Source organism: Amycolatopsis sp. NPDC004169, from assembly GCF_040610315.1.
In the GTDB taxonomy this organism is placed as follows: domain Bacteria; phylum Actinomycetota; class Actinomycetes; order Mycobacteriales; family Pseudonocardiaceae; genus Amycolatopsis.
Genome location: NZ_JBEXMD010000007.1, coordinates 147,404 through 161,451, shown reverse-complemented (window position 1 = coordinate 161,451; position 14,048 = coordinate 147,404). Strand labels below are relative to the sequence as shown.

Genomic DNA, 14,048 nt, shown 5'->3' with positions numbered 1-14,048 from the left:
CCGGCGCACGGCGAGGGAGGTGAGCGTCAAGGAGGTCCTTTCTCACGAAGCCCGGCGCAGGCGCTGCAGCTCGCCGAGCGTGCGGGCACGGGTGTCGACAGCGATCCGCAGCGCGGAGCCGATGAGGTTGAGCAGCAGCACGCAGGCCATGATCGTCACGCCGGGCACGACGACCAGCCACGGCGCGGTGACCAGGTACGACCGGCCCTCGGCGATCATGTTGCCCCAGGTCGGCGTGGGCGGGGCGATGCCGAGGCCGAGGAAGCTCATGGCGCCGTCGACGAGCATCGCGGCCGCGGCCAGGATGACGACCTGGACCAGCGCCAGCGGCAGCACGTTGGGGAACACGTGCACCAGCAGGACCTTGCCGCGGCTCATCCCGGACACGCGGGCGGCGCCGATGTACTGCCGCCCGGCGATGCCGAGCACGCGGCTGCGGATCACCCGGGCGGTGAACGGCGTGAAGATCACCGTCAGCGCGATCAGCTCGGTCCAGATGCTCGCGCCCAGCGCGATGGCCAGTGCCATCGCCAGGATGATCGCCGGGAACGACATCCACGCGTCCATCAGCCGCATCAGGACCGCGTCCGCGGCCCGGTAGAAGCCGCTGACCAGGCCGATCACCATGCCGGAGAACGCCGCGCACAGCGTGATCAGCGCCGACAGCCCGAGTGACGCGCGGCCGCCGGACACCAGCCGGGCGAAGACGTCCCGGCCGAAGGAATCGGTGCCGAGCGGGTGCGCGCCCGACGGCGGCAGCAGGCGGTGCACCGGATCGGTCGCGCTGACACTCGGCAGGAAGAACGGCAGCACGATCACGGCCAGCACGATCAGGCCGAGCAGGACCGAGCACACGACGAGGGTCCGGTTGCGCCGGAACACCCGGGCCGCGCGCCGCGGCGGGGGAGCGTCCACCGAGGCGGCGGGTTCGGCGACGGCGAGGCTCATGCGACACGCACCTTCGGGTCGAGCAGCGCGTACGAGAGGTCGACCAGCAGGTTGACCACCACGAACAGCACCGCGACGAACAACGTCACGCCCTGGATGAGCGGGAAGTCGCGGGTGGACACCGCCCCCATCAGCAGGTGCCCGAGGCCGGGCACCACGAAGATCGACTCGATGATCACGATGCCGCCGACGAGCATGGCGAAGTTGCTGCCCAGCTGCGTCACCAGCGGCATCAGCGCGTTCGGCAGGACGTGCTTCAGCATGACCCGCCGCTCCGGCAGGCCCTTGACGCGCGCGGTCCGCAGGTAGGCCAGCGGCAGCTCGCCGAGCACGCTCTCGCGCAGGGTGAGCACGAACAGCGCCGTCTGCCCGATGACGAGCACGGTCACCGGCAGCACCAGCGCCGGCACCGCGGCCACCGGGTCGGTGAGCAGGTCGTGGTAGCCGCTGGACGGGAACCACCGCAGCGTCACCGAGAACACCAGCACCAGCACCAGCGAGATCCAGAAGTCCGGCATCGCCATCCCGAGCGAGGACAGCCGGTCGAGCGTGCGGGCCACCGGGTTGCGCGGTGACACCGCCTGCCACGAGGTGATCGCCACCGAGAGGACGAAGCTGATCACCGTCGAGAGCACGGCGAGCGTCAGCGTCGGCACGATGTGCGCGGCGACGACGCCGAGCACCGGCTGGTGGTAGGTGATCGACGTGCCGAAGTCGCCCCGCAGCACGTGCCCGGCCCAGCTCAGGTACTGCTGCCAGAGCGAGCCGTCGAGACCCAGGCTCGTGCGCAGCGCGGCGACGTCGGCCGGGCGCGCGGTCGGGCCGAGGATGGCCTGGGCCGGGTCGCCCGGGATCAGCCGGATGACGAAGAACATCATGGTGCCGACGATGACCAGGATGATCACCAGATCGCGCAGCCGGCGCAGCAGCACCCCGGTCATGCCGCCAGCCAGGAGTTCCAGAACACCCGGTAGAAGTCGCCGTAGCCCTTGAGTCGCGGGGTGTAGGCCGCCCAGAGCTTCGACTGGCTCAGCGTGATCACCGACAGCTGCTTCCAGGTGAACGCCTGGAGCTTGTCGATGACGGCCTTGGCCTGCTCGGGCGTGGTCGAGGCGTTGAACTCGGCCAGCAGCCCGTCGAGCTCCGGCGACGACGAGCCGTTCAGCGTGCCGAGGGTGAGCGCCGGCATCTGGGCGGGCGAGGTCAGCGACGAGTCGAAGAACAGCGTCGTGATGTCCCAGCCGCCCGCTTCTTTGGTGAGGGTGCCGAGCATGGTGGCGAAGTCGAAGGTGTCGATCTTGGTCTGCAGCCCGATCTTGCCGAGCGCGTCCTGGATGAGCACGGCCCACTTGCCGAACTCGGGGTAGGAGTTGGTGGTGACGATGTGGATCGTCGCGCCGGCGGTGACGCCGGCGTCGGCGAGCAGCTGCTTCGCGCGGGCCGGGTCGTGTTCCCGGTAGACGGACTCGCCGGCGGTCGAGTAGGACGCCTTGTTGTCCGGCGAGGCGAACGCGCCCGTCTCGATGGTCAGGTCCTTGCTGCCGCCGGTCGCCGCGTTGATGGCGGGCTTGTCGAGCAGCAGGTTCAGCGCCTGGCGGGCCCGGGGGTCGGCGAACTTCGAGCCGGGGTGGAAGTTGGGGATGACGACGTTCTCGTTGCCGCCGGGCAGGTGGTGCACCACCAGGTTCGGGTTGGCCTTGAGCTGCTCGTACTGGTCGTTGGCCGGCATCGCGTGGTCCCACTGGCCGGTCTGCAGGCCGTTGATCAGCGCGTCTTGGTCGCCGACGACCTTGTAGGTGACGGTGTCGAGGTAGGCGTGCTTCGCGCCGGCCTGACCACCCCAGTCCTCTTCGGACCGCGACCGGTAGCCGTCGTAGCGCTGGAGCACCAGCTGCTGGCCGATGTCCCAGCTCTTCAGCTTGTACGGGCCGGTGCCGATCGCCTTGTCCTGGCCGAACCCGGTGGCGGGCAGGCCGGAGAGGTTCTTTGCCTCGTAGATCTCGGTGCCCGCGCCGGCCAGCTCGTCGATCAGCGGGTAGCGCGGCCGCTTGAGGTCGATGGTCACCGTCGCCTTGTCGGGCGCGGTGATGGCGGCGATGTCCGGCGTGACGAGCTGCCCGGTGCGGTGGCTCTTCTGCCAGCGCTGCAGGCTCGCGACGACGTCGTCCGCGGTCAGCGGGTTGCCGTCCTGGAACGTGACACCCTGGCGCAGCTTGAAGGTGTAGGAGAGCCGGTCCGGGCTGGTCGTGTACGTGTCGACGAGCATCGGCCGGGCGACGAAGTGCTGGTCGACTTCGAACAGCTTCTCGTACATCATGTTGCCGATCTGCGCGGTCACCTGGCCGGGGTTGGCGACCATGTCGAGCGACTGCGGATCGGTGGGGACGGCGACGGTGAGGTTGCCGCCGCGGACCGGCGGCCCGTCGGCGGCCGGGGTCGTGCCGGCGCTGCCCATGCAGCCGGCGAGCAGGGTGGCCGCGGCGGCGAGGGCGGCGAGCAGGGGAGTTCTCTTCATGGGCGCGTCGATCCTGTGTGGGGGAGGGCGGGCAGGTCGGGGTTGGCGGCGAGCAGCCGCCGGGTGTAGTCGTGCCGCGGGGAGAGCCGGATCTCGTCGGGTGTCCCGGTTTCGATCAGCTCGCCGCGGTACATCACGCCGACGCGGTCGGCGACCGACAGCACGAGGCTGAGGTTGTGGGTGATGAACAGGAGGCTGAGCGTGCGGGTGCGGCGCAGGTCCAGCAGCAGGTTCATGACCTGGCCCTGCACCGAGACGTCGAGGGCCGACGTCGGCTCGTCGGCGACGATCAGCTCGGGCCCGGCGGCGATCGCCCGCGCGATGGAGACGCGCTGCCGTTGCCCGCCGGACAGCTGCGACGGCAGCTTCCCGGCGGTGTCCTTCGGCAGGCCGACCTCGTCGATGAGGTCGGCGACGCGGCGGTCCAGCTCAGCGCCGCGCAGCGGGGTCAGTTCCTTCAGCGGCTCGGCGATGATCCGCGCGGCGGTGTGCCGGGGGTCCAGTGAGCTCTGCGGGTCCTGGAAGATGAGCTGGACGCGGCGGCGGAACGCCCGCTCGTCGCCCGTCAGCCCGCCGGGCGTGATCCCGTGCGCGCCGAAGACGATCGTGCCGGACGTCGGCGGTTCCAGCGCGCTCACCAGCCGGCCGAGGGTCGACTTGCCGGAGCCGGATTCGCCGACCAGGCCGAAGAACTCGCCGGGCGGGATCTCCAGGGAGACCTCCCGCACCGCTTCGACCCGGTGTCCTTTCCGGCCGTACACTTTGGACACCGCGGTGATGCGCAGTGGCGACCCGTCGTGGTCTTTTCGCGGATGTGGCTTCAGCGTCCGGGTTTCGACGGCTTCGGTCGCTTCGCCCGCCATGGCGGATTCGAGCAGGGCGGGGGAGATGGTGGGGAACCCGTCGCGGCGGTCGACGCCGAGCTGCGGCACGCAGCCGAGCAGCGCCCGGGTGTACGGGTGCTTCGGCCGCGTCAAGACCTCGTCGCGCGAGCCCACTTCGACCAGGCGGCCGCGGTACATCACCGCGATCCGGTCGGCGACCTGCGCGGCCACGCCCATGTCGTGGGTGATGAACACGCAGGCGGTGCCGTGGTCACGGCGCACGCGGTCGAAGAGCGTGAGGATCTCCGCCTGCGTGGTGACGTCGAGCGCGGTGGTCGGCTCGTCGGCGATCAGCAGGTCCGGGTCGGCCATCAGGGCCAGCGCGATCATCACGCGCTGCTGCATGCCGCCGGACATCTGGTGCGGGTACAGCCGCAGGATCCGGTCGGTGTCGGTGAGGCCGACCTCGGTCAGCAGCCGCTTCGCCTTGGCTTCGGCCCGCTTGCGCAGCGGGCTGCCGCGGCGGGCGGCCTGGCCGGGCAGCGACCCGGGTTCGCCGTAGGCCTCGGCCAGCTGGTGGCCGACGCGGCGGCTCGGGTTCAGCGAATCGAGGGCCTCCTGGAAGACCATGCCGATCCGCGGCCCGCGGTAGGCGCGCATCGCGTCGGCGGGCAGCTTCGCCAGGTCCACGCCGTCGAAGGCGATTTCGCCGCGGGTGCGCACGGGGGCGACGAATTCGAGCAGGCGGATGATGGACAGGGCGGTCACGGTCTTGCCGCTGCCGGACTCGCCGACCACGCAGAGCGTCCGCCCTTGCCCGAGATCGAGGGAGAGCTCCCGCACGAGTTCGCGTTCGGTGTCGTCGGTGACGACGCCGACGGTGAGCTCCCGGATTTCGAGCAGCGTCATGGGTTCCCCTTCCTCGCGCCCGCCTTGATGAGGGCGGGCCGGACTGCCGGGCACCGGCAGGGGTAGTTCTACGCATGTTGACACTGGCCGGTGGCCGTGTCAATGGTTTTATTCTACAAACGTAGGAAGTTGAAACATCACGGGTTTTTGTTGCTGTGCGGGGAAAATTCGGCTCTGGACTCTTTTATCTACGCATGTAGAGTGTCCGGGTCGAACACAAGGAGGACGACGTGACGCCCACCCCCGCCGCGCCCGAGAAGATCGTGGAAACCGCCACCGGCTACATGGCCGCCCAGCAGCTCTTCGCCGCCAACCGGATCGGCCTGTTCCCGGCGCTGGCGGCCGGCCCGCTCGGCCCGGCCGAGCTGGCCGAGCGCACCGGCAAGCCGGAGAAGATCGTCCGGATCCTCGGCGACGCCCTCGCCGCGCGCGGCCTGCTGTCCCGCGTGGACGGTCGCTACGCGCTCACCCCCGACACGGCCGAATACCTCGGCGGGGAAGGTCTGGACCTCGCCCCGTTCCTGACCTTCCTCGAGACCATCAGCTACCCGCACTGGCTGCAGTTCGCGCACACCACCGACACCGGCGAGCCCGGCGACCTCGACCTCGACGGCGACCGCTGGACGACCTTCCTCGGCGGGGTCATGGCGTACAACGCCCTGCACGCGCGCATGCTGGCGCGCAACTTCGACTTCGGGGGGTACAAGAACCTCCTGGACCTGGGCGGCCTTTCCGCCGAGTTCGCGCTGCAGGCCCTCCAGGCGAACGACGTCCTGCGGGCGAGCTTCGTCTACGACCCGAGGTCGGTGGACTCGGTCACCGCGGCCGTCGCGGAGTTCGCCGGCCGGACGACCGTCACCGGCGCGGCGACCCCGGACGCCGAACCCGGTGGCGAGTTCGACCTCGTCATGGTCAACCACGTGGTCCACCGGTTCTCCGTCGACGAGAACCGGGCCATCCTGCGGCACGCGCGGGCCGCGGCGGCGCCGGGCGCCCGGCTGCTGCTGCTGGACTTCTTCCTCGACGAGGACGACTCGCCGCGGGCGCTGGACGCGCTGCACGCGGGGGAGTACCTGGTCATCGACGGGACGGTGGTGTACCCCGAGCGGGACGTCCGGGGCTGGCTGGCCGGGGCCGGGTGGCGCCCGGTGGACCGGCTCACGCTGCCGGGTTCGCCGCGGGTGCTCGTCGCGGAGGCGGTGTGACCATGGGTCTCGACCCCGCGGTGCGGGAACTGCTGGCCCGCAGCCCCGACGGGCCCGCCCGCCCGATGACGGCCGCCGAGCTGCGGGCGGCGTTCGCGGCGGCGCGGCCGGAGCCCGGCCCGGTGGCGCCGGTGGCTTCGGTGACCGAGGTGGCCGTGCCCGGCCCGGGCGGTGACCTGCGCGTCCGGCTGTACCTGCCGGACGCGCCCGGCCCGGTGCCGGTGTTCGTGTGGATCCACGGTGGCGGCTGGACGATCGGCTCGATCGACGAGAACGAGGTCGCCTCCCGCGCGGTGTGCGCGGCGGCGTCGGTCGCGGTCGCGGCCGTCGAGTACCGCCTCGCGCCGGAGGACCCGTACCCGGCGGCGCCCGCGGACTGCTACGCGGTGCTGGAATGGCTGGCGGCGGGCGGCGCGGGCCCGGCGGTTTCGCCGTCCCGGATCGCGGTCGGCGGCGAGAGCGCCGGCGGCAATCTGTCCACAGTGGTCTCCCTGATGGCCCGCGACCGCGGCGGTCCGCCGATCGCGGCGCAGGTGCTGGTCTGCCCGGTGTTCGGCCACCCCGACGACGGCCACGCGTCCTATGTGGACTTCGCGACCGGCTACGGCATGACGGCCGACGCGATGCGGTTCTTCTTCGCCCAGTACGCCCCGCCTTCGTTCGACGACCCCTACGTGCTGCCCTCGCGGGCCGGTGACCTCACGGGCCTGCCGCCGGCGCTGGTGCTGACGGCGGAGTACGACGTCCTGCGTGACGAGGGGGAGGCGTTCGCCCGCCGGCTGGCGGAGGCCGGGGTGGCGGTGGACCGGCACCGGTACGCCGGGCAGATCCACGGCTTCTACGGCTTGTACACGGACCTGCCCGCGTCGGCGCGCTCGCACGCGGAAGTGGCCGCGTACCTGCGGGGGATCTTCGCCTGAGGTCAGGGGCGGGTGAGGCGGTCCAGGAGGGACTCCAGGTGCCGGTGCTGGAGGTCGATCGTGGAGAACTCACCCGCCACCAGGCTCATCACGTTGGCGCCGGCGTTGAGCAGGACGATCTCGTCGACGATCTGCTCGTCGGGGGTTTCGGTGACGATGTCGCCGTCTTCGCGGCCCTCGGCGAGGAAGCGGTGCAGCAGCCCACGCCATTCGCGGACGTGCTCGAGGTACTTGTCGTGCATCCGCCGGTTGCCCAGCGACATCTGCCAGAAGACGAGCAGCACCCGCCCGGCGGTGATCCGCTCTTCGTCGATCGGCATGGACGAAACGCAGATCTCGCGCAGCGCGGTGAGCCCCCGCAGGCCGTCGAGTTCGACGTATTGGCGCATCATGTCGAGGGCCCGCTCGTAGGTGGCCGCGATGATGTCTTCCTTGCTGGGGAAGTACAGCTTGAGCGCCCCGTTGGCGAACCCGGCGGCGGCGGCGATCTCCCGCATGGTGGCGGCTTCGATCCCGCCCCGCACGATCAGGTCCCAGGTGACGTCGACGATGTCGCTGCGCCGCTGGTCGTGGTCGATGATCTTGGGCACCCGGCACCTCCCGCACTGGTTTCTCTACCAGTGTAGGAGAAAGTGTGCGCGCGAACAGTACCGGGGTCAGCGCCCGCGCACCCCACCGGTCGCCTCGCGTACCCAGCCGGTCGGCTTGCGTACCGAAACGGTCGGCTTGCGTACCCAGCAGGTCGGTTCGCCGGATACGCAAGCCGACTCTCTAGGTACGCAAGCCGACTCTCTAGGTGCGCAAGCCGACCCTTTGGGTACGCAAGCCGACCCTCTGGGTACGCAAGCCGACCCCTCTGGGTGCGGGACGTGGTCAGCGCCGGAACACGCGCCGGCCGGCGAACCACGTCTCCACGACTTTCGTCCCGGCTACCTCCGCCGTCCGGAAGGGATTGCGGTCCAGGAGCACGAAGTCCGCCGACCGGCCCGGGGTCAGTGCGCCCGTCACGTCGTCCAGGCCGCACGCCCGGGCGCCGCCCAGGGTGAACGCCTCGATCGCCTCGGCCAGGGTGATCGCCTGCTCCGGCCAGAGCGCCCCCGGGCGGCGGCCGTGCGGGTCCGCACGCGTCACCAGGCCCGCGATGCCCTCCCAGGCGTTCGGCGACTCGCTCACCGGCCAGTCCGAGCCGCCCGCCACCAGTGCGCCGGTGTCCAGCAACGTGCGGTTCGGCTGCATCCGCGCCGCCCGGGCGGGCGGCAGCACCTCCGCGATCGCCTCCGGGATCACCCCCGGCACCCACAGGAACGGCGAGATGTCCGCCGCCACGCCCAGCTCGGCGAACCGCGGCAGGTCGTCCGGGTGCACGAACTGCCCGTGCGCCACCTGGAACCGCGTGTCGGCGTACCCGGCCGCGCGCACCTGCTCGACCGCGTCCAGGAACTGCCGCACCGACGCGTCGCCCGTGCAGTGGACCTTCGCCGAGAAGCCCGCGGCCGCCGCCTTCAAGAGCCAGCCGGTCAGTTCGGCCGGGGACATCGTGGTGGCGCCGTGGAAGCAGCTGCCGTGGGTTTCGTCGGGCAGGTACGGCTCCAGGAACGCCGCCGTGCGGGTCGGCGGCACGCCGTCGAGGAAGATCTTCACGAAGTCCGGCCGGTGGTGCTCGGTGCGGTACTCGCCGGCGAGCTCCAGCAGGGGCGCCCCGACCGGGTCGAAGCCGAAGATCGGGTCGTTGACCAGCAACGACGACACCACCCAGGCGTCGAGTTCGCCGGCCAGGTCCAGCGAGCGGAGCGCGCCGAGGATGTCGGTCGAGACCCCGGCGTCCTGGAACGCGGTGACGCCGAAGCCGTGCAGCACCTCGATCGCCCGCCGGGACGCCCGCCGGTGCTGCTCCGGGGTCGGCCCGGCGATCACGCGCTCGACCAGCACCCCGGCGGCCTCCAGCAGCAGCCCGCTCGGCTCCCCGCCGTCGCGGACGACGACCCCGCCCGGCGGGTCCGGTGTCGCCGCGGTGATCCCGGCCAGCTCCAGTGCCCGGCTGCTCACCCAGCGGTTGTGCCTGCTGTCGTCCGACAGCGACACCGGGCGCCCGCCCGCGGCTTCGTCCAGCGCCCGCCGGGCCGCCGGAACCGACAGCTCGGCGACCAAGGTGGACGCCCAGGCGCCGCCGGTGAGCCATTCGTCCGGTCCCAGCGACGCGGTCCGCGCGCGGACGGCGGCCAGGATGTCCTCGATCCCGGCGTCCGCGCCGAAGGTGAGCTCGAACAGCTCCGCCCGTCCGGCCATCGCGTGGTGGTTGTGCACGTCCACGAGCCCCGGCATGACGAACGCGCCACCGAGGTCGAGCACCTCGGTGCCCGGGCCGGCGACGTCGTCGACGACCTTGCCGCCGGTCACGGCCAACGACGACGCCCAGGGCCGCGTGCTGTCCAATGTGTACACGACGGCGTTCGCCAGCACCAGGTCGGCGGCCACGGTCAGCTCTCCGCCGGGTCGTATCCGGCCGGGTGGACGGTGGTGCTCAGCAGCCGCCCGTGCGCACCGAAGGTGAAGTGCGCCGGCCGCTCGCCGGTGGCATCGAGTCCGAAGAGGACACCGTGCGAGCGCAGGGCGCGGGCGTTGCGGTGGTCCGCGACGGTCACCGACGCGCACGGGATGACCTTCTCGCGCCAGGTGAAGACGTGGATGCCGGGCCGCAGCCGGTAGACGGTGTTCTCGTCGGTGTCGGCGAGGCCGCGCTCGGGCCCGGCGAGGCACTGCCAGGTGTACCAGTGCGGGCTCAGGTAGACGTGCTCGTAGGCGTGCTCGCGGCTGTAGACCCACAGGACCCGGCGCCCGATCAGGGCGGTGCTCGGCGCCATCGGCTCGCCGCGGACGTCGAAGCCGTCGATGGTCGCGGGCCGGAACTCCTGGGTGACGCGCGGGGTGCCGTGGTCGCCGATCGTCGTGGTGACCACCAGCGCCCGGCCGTCCCGCAGGTCCAGGAAGAGCGACACGGCCTCGCGCGCGTCCGGCGACGGGTGGTGCTGGACGTAGTAGAGGTCGTCGTCGACGAGGAACGTCTCGCCGGCCGCGATCTCCGCGTCGACGACCCGGCCGGGGCCGCCGTCGTCGTCGCGCAGCACGAAGGAGCGGCCGCGCAGGTCGTCGACGACCGGCGCCTTGTCGGCGTCGAAGCCGGGGGCGAGGCCGTCGAGCGGCAGCCAGGTGGAGGTGTCCGAAAGGGTCATCATGTCCTCAATGTGCGCAGTGGTCGCCGGCCGGGAGGTCGAGCGCGGGGTTGCGGTCGAGGAACCCGGACGGCCGGAACAGGAACCCGGAGCGGTCGACCGGCATCACCGGCCAGTCTTCGGGGCGGGGCACGTGGGTCGGGCCGAACACGTGCCACAGCACGAGGTCGGTGTCGACGAGGTCGCGGTCGGCGGCCGTCCACGCCGGCAGGCCCGCGCCACCGGGGTGGGCGTTGGGGCGGTCGCCGGCCGGGAACCGCTCGTCCTCGCGGTACGGCGTCGCCCACAGGTGCTGCGTGGCGAAGGTGGCGCGGGCGTGCACGGTCGCCTCCGGCTGCGCCATCAGCGTCGCCGAGGGCCGCGGCACCAGCTGGTAGGCGGTCGGCTTGCCGAGCCGGTTGACCCGCGACGCGCTGCGGACCTCCCAGACGCGGGCGCGGGCCGGATCGGCCCGGCGCATCGCCTCGCGTTCGGTCCGCAGCGGCGTGGTCTTCCAGGTGAACGCGTTGCCGTACGGGTTGCGCGGGCCGGTCGGCACGCCTTCGACGTCGACTTCGTGCAGGCTGGTGCGGTCGCCGTCGACCTCGACGTCGAGGCGCGCGCAGAACAGGTGCTGGTGGACCGGCGCGAACAGGCCGGGCGCCAGCTCGGTGGCGTGCGGCTGGTCCTGCCCCGGTGTCCCGGCGCCGCAGAAGACGATGCCGGTGGCCTTCGCCTCGAACTCGATCGAGCCGTCGAGGTGGAAGTACCAGTAGTGGCCGTAGTCGTAGTTGCCGATGGTGGAGATCGACGACACCACCAGCCGCCGCGACCGCCGGACCTCGGGCCGCCCGGCCAGGTCGGTGTGCTTCCAGAGGATGCCGTCGTCTTCCTCGTGCAGGCAGACCGCGCGCGGGATTTCGACCGGCTCGCCGCGGTCGTCGGCCACCCAGGCCGGGAAGTAGCGGATTTCGCCGACGCAGTCGCAGCCCAGGCGCAGGTCGTTGCCGTTCTTGCCGAACTGGTACTCGCCGGCGTCGAAGTAGCTGATCCAGAACCGGCCGGGTGCGACGTCCCCGTACGGGACCACCATCTCCGGGACGGACGCCCGGTACAGGACCGGCCGGTCCTGGAAGCCGACCTGGTGCAGCGTCAGCCCTTCGCGGGCGTTGAACCCGATGCGCAGCCGCCAGCCCTCCCAGCTCACCTCGGAGCCCTCGACGGTGAAGCTCGGCCCGGCGGGCTGGGTGATCTCGACCGGCTTGAGCGTCGTCCGCGCCGGGACGCCGGTGTACCGCCCGCTCTCGGCGGGCACCGGGACGTCCCCCTCGTCCTCGACGCGCAGCACGCGCTGCTCGGTCAGGTTCAGGTGCACGACCAGGCCTTCGACCGGGTGCGCCCACGGGCTGTCGCCGGCGTCTTCCCGCAGGAAGGTCAGGGAACGCATGACGCGGCCGGTCTCGTCCTCGCGCCCGAAGTAGCCGGGTGCGAGCGGTGCGCAGAAGGCGTGCTCGATCCGGTCGGCGAGGCCGCGCCGGGCCATCGCGGCCTGCCACTGCGCCGACGCCTTCGTCAGCCGTTCGGCCAGCGCGTACTCCTCGAACAGGTACGACGGCTGTCCGTCGGCCTCGGCCCAGTCGTCCCAGGACACCAGCTCGCCCCCGGTCACCGAGACGACGGCCTCGCCGGCGCGGCCGGTGGCGGTGTCGAGGAGCGTGTACCGGATCCGGCGGTCGCCACCGCCGGCGCGCACCTCCGCCTTGGCGGGTTCGACCGGCAGGACCTGCGGGACCCGGATCGTGGCGCCGGCCAGCCCGGCCGCGGCGAGGATCGCGCGGCCGGCGGACAGCTCGGCGGCGGTCAGCGGGTCGAGGGGGTGCGGCGTGCTCACCCTGACGAGTCTCGGCCCCGGGCGCCGTGCGCGCCATCGGCCCTGCGGCGCCGGACAACAACGCTGCGCTCGCGGCCAACCGCCCGGCGGCCGCCCGCGGTCAGGATGGGCGCATGCGAACCGAACTCGCCGGGAAGGCGGTGCTGGTGACCGGCGGCGCGTCCGGCATCGGCCTGGCCTGCGCCGAGGCGTTCCGCGCCGAGGGCGCGCGCGTCGGCGTCGTCGACCGCCGGGCCGGTCCCGGCGTCGTCGAAGCGGACGTCACCGACGAACCCGCGCTGGCCGCCGCGGTCGACGCGGTGGCCCGTGACTTCGGCGGCCTCGACGCCGTGGTCGGCTGCGCCGGGATCTCCGGCCCGGTCGGCACCCCGCTGTCCGCGACCACGGCCGCCGACGTCGCCCGGGTGCTCGCGGTGAACGTCACCGGGCAGTTCCTGCTGGTCAAGCACGCACTGCCGTGGCTGGACGAGGGCGGCGCGGTGGTCCTGCTCGGCAGTGACTCGGCGTTCACGGCGGCGCCGGGCATGGTGCCCTACTGCGCGTCCAAGGGCGCGGTGGTCGCGATGACCCGCGCGCTGGCCGTCGAGGTGCCGGGCATCCGGGTCAACTGCGTCTGCCCGTCGGTGGTGGACACGCCGATGGCGCGCGCCGACCTCGGCGCCCTCCTGGACGACCCGGCGTTCCCGGTGCAGGCGGCCGTCGATGTCGCCCGGCAGGTGCTGTTCCTCGCGTCCCCGGCTTCGCGGCCGGTCAACGGCCAGGCCCTGCTGGCCGACTTCGGGATGTCGGCGCGTTCGGCGTTCCCCGCTTAAGAGAGGATCCAGAGTGGACTCATCAGGCAAGGTCGTCGCGATCACCGGCGGCGGCACGGGCATCGGCGCGGCGGTGGCCCGCCGGTACGCGGGCGAAGGCGCGCGCGTGGTCGTGCTGGGACGGCGTCGCGAGCCCCTCGAGGAGGTGGCCGCGGAAACCGGCGCGCACGTCATCACCGGTGACGCGAGCGTCCGCGAGGACGCCGAAAGCGCCGTCGCCGAGATCATCGGCAAGTACGGACGGCTGGACGTCGTGGTGGCCAACGCCGGCGGCCACGGCCTGTCGTCGGTGGTCGACACCGGCGACGACGAGTGGGAACTGGCCCTGCGCTCGAACCTCTCCAGCGCGTTCGTGTTCTGCCGGGCCGCGCTGCCGTCGCTGGTCGAGACGGGCGGGCAGGTGGTCGTGGTGTCGTCGCTGGCCGGGTTGTTCGCCGGGCCGAACGTCGCCGGCTACACGGTGGCGAAGCACGCGCTCATCGGCCTGACGCGCTCGATCGCCCGCGACTTCGGGCCGCGCGGGGTGCGGGCGAACGCGGTGTGCCCCGGCTGGGTCCGCACCCCGATGGCGGACGGCGAGATGGACCAGTTCGTCGCGGCGGCTGGCTTCACCGGCGGCCACGACGAGGGCTACCGCCGCGTGACGGCCGAGGTCCCGCTGCGCCGCCCCGCCGAGCCCGGGGAGATCGCGGCGATCGTCCGGTTCCTGGGCTCGGCGGAGTCGTCGTACATCACCGGCGCGGTGATCGTCGCCGACGGCGGGGCCCACGCCGTCGACCTGCCGACCCTGGCCTTCGAGCGCGCCGGGATGTGAG

General features: G+C 72.3%; 12 protein-coding genes. 4 read left to right on the top strand and 8 right to left on the bottom strand.

The window, feature by feature from the left end; genetic code table 11:
* Positions 1–42: 42 nt before the first annotated feature.
* The 4 genes from ABZX11_RS11965 to ABZX11_RS11950 are packed head-to-tail and all read right to left on the bottom strand — an operon-like array spanning position 43 to position 5,196.
* Positions 43–948 (bottom strand): ABC transporter permease, encoded by a 906-nt coding sequence (locus ABZX11_RS11965; RefSeq protein WP_354912430.1) that lies wholly within the window; start codon positions 946–948, stop codon positions 43–45.
* A complete protein-coding gene (locus tag ABZX11_RS11960) occupies positions 945–1,889 on the bottom strand; it encodes an ABC transporter permease (protein WP_354912428.1) in 945 nt (314 codons plus the stop codon). The genes ABZX11_RS11965 and ABZX11_RS11960 overlap by 4 nt, the downstream gene beginning before the upstream one ends.
* A complete protein-coding gene (locus tag ABZX11_RS11955; protein WP_354912426.1) occupies positions 1,886–3,463 on the bottom strand; it encodes an ABC transporter substrate-binding protein in 1,578 nt (525 codons plus the stop codon). The genes ABZX11_RS11960 and ABZX11_RS11955 overlap by 4 nt, the downstream gene beginning before the upstream one ends.
* On the bottom strand, positions 3,460–5,196 hold the full coding sequence (locus tag ABZX11_RS11950) for an ABC transporter ATP-binding protein (RefSeq protein WP_354912424.1): 1,737 nt from the start codon (positions 5,194–5,196) through the stop codon (positions 3,460–3,462). The genes ABZX11_RS11955 and ABZX11_RS11950 overlap by 4 nt, the downstream gene beginning before the upstream one ends.
* A gap of 230 nt (positions 5,197–5,426) precedes the next feature.
* On the opposite strand from ABZX11_RS11950, the gene ABZX11_RS11945 reads away from it, so the two are divergent.
* A complete protein-coding gene (locus tag ABZX11_RS11945) occupies positions 5,427–6,401 on the top strand; it encodes a methyltransferase domain-containing protein (RefSeq protein WP_354912422.1) in 975 nt (324 codons plus the stop codon).
* Between the two features lie 2 nt (positions 6,402–6,403).
* Positions 6,404–7,321, top strand: coding sequence for an alpha/beta hydrolase (locus ABZX11_RS11940; protein ID WP_354912420.1), 918 nt, complete (start codon positions 6,404–6,406; stop codon positions 7,319–7,321).
* A gap of 2 nt (positions 7,322–7,323) precedes the next feature.
* Here the strand turns inward: ABZX11_RS11940 and ABZX11_RS11935 are convergent, their stop codons facing one another.
* The 4 genes from ABZX11_RS11935 to ABZX11_RS11920 form a co-directional block, all read right to left on the bottom strand.
* Positions 7,324–7,911 carry a TetR/AcrR family transcriptional regulator gene (locus ABZX11_RS11935; protein WP_354912418.1) on the bottom strand — a complete coding sequence of 196 codons (588 nt, stop codon included), beginning with the start codon at positions 7,909–7,911 and terminating at the stop codon, positions 7,324–7,326.
* Positions 7,912–8,194: 283 nt separating this feature from the next.
* A complete protein-coding gene (locus ABZX11_RS11930; protein WP_354912416.1) occupies positions 8,195–9,796 on the bottom strand; it encodes an amidohydrolase in 1,602 nt (533 codons plus the stop codon).
* A 2-nt stretch (positions 9,797–9,798) separates the two neighbouring features.
* Positions 9,799–10,551, bottom strand: coding sequence for a MoaF C-terminal domain-containing protein (locus tag ABZX11_RS11925; protein ID WP_176170561.1), 753 nt, complete (start codon positions 10,549–10,551; stop codon positions 9,799–9,801).
* 7 nt (positions 10,552–10,558) lie between these two features.
* The gene (locus ABZX11_RS11920) at positions 10,559–12,421 is read right to left on the bottom strand and encodes a primary-amine oxidase (RefSeq protein ID WP_354912414.1); all 1,863 of its coding nucleotides are present in this window, start codon (positions 12,419–12,421) and stop codon (positions 10,559–10,561) included.
* A 113-nt stretch (positions 12,422–12,534) separates the two neighbouring features.
* On the opposite strand from ABZX11_RS11920, the gene ABZX11_RS11915 reads away from it, so the two are divergent.
* Together ABZX11_RS11915 and ABZX11_RS11910 are read left to right on the top strand one after the other, a co-directional pair.
* Positions 12,535–13,233 carry an SDR family oxidoreductase gene (locus tag ABZX11_RS11915; protein ID WP_176170559.1) on the top strand — a complete coding sequence of 233 codons (699 nt, stop codon included), beginning with the start codon at positions 12,535–12,537 and terminating at the stop codon, positions 13,231–13,233.
* A gap of 13 nt (positions 13,234–13,246) precedes the next feature.
* Positions 13,247–14,047 (top strand): SDR family oxidoreductase, encoded by an 801-nt coding sequence (locus ABZX11_RS11910; protein WP_354912412.1) that lies wholly within the window; start codon positions 13,247–13,249, stop codon positions 14,045–14,047.
* Position 14,048: the final 1 nt, after the last annotated feature.

What these genes read in the sequence shown, in the direction of transcription:
- ABZX11_RS11965 (WP_354912430.1), bottom strand. Translation starts at nt 948, where the DNA reads ATGAGCCTCGCCGTCGCCGAACCCGCCGCCTCGGTGGACGCTCCCCCG.
- ABZX11_RS11960 (WP_354912428.1), bottom strand. Translation starts at nt 1,889, where the DNA reads ATGACCGGGGTGCTGCTGCGCCGGCTGCGCGATCTGGTGATCATCCTG.
- ABZX11_RS11955 (WP_354912426.1), bottom strand. Translation starts at nt 3,463, where the DNA reads ATGAAGAGAACTCCCCTGCTCGCCGCCCTCGCCGCCGCGGCCACCCTG.
- ABZX11_RS11950 (WP_354912424.1), bottom strand. Translation starts at nt 5,196, where the DNA reads ATGACGCTGCTCGAAATCCGGGAGCTCACCGTCGGCGTCGTCACCGAC.
- ABZX11_RS11940 (WP_354912420.1), top strand. Translation starts at nt 6,404, where the DNA reads ATGGGTCTCGACCCCGCGGTGCGGGAACTGCTGGCCCGCAGCCCCGAC.
- ABZX11_RS11925 (WP_176170561.1), bottom strand. Translation starts at nt 10,551, where the DNA reads ATGACCCTTTCGGACACCTCCACCTGGCTGCCGCTCGACGGCCTCGCC.
- ABZX11_RS11915 (WP_176170559.1), top strand. Translation starts at nt 12,535, where the DNA reads ATGCGAACCGAACTCGCCGGGAAGGCGGTGCTGGTGACCGGCGGCGCG.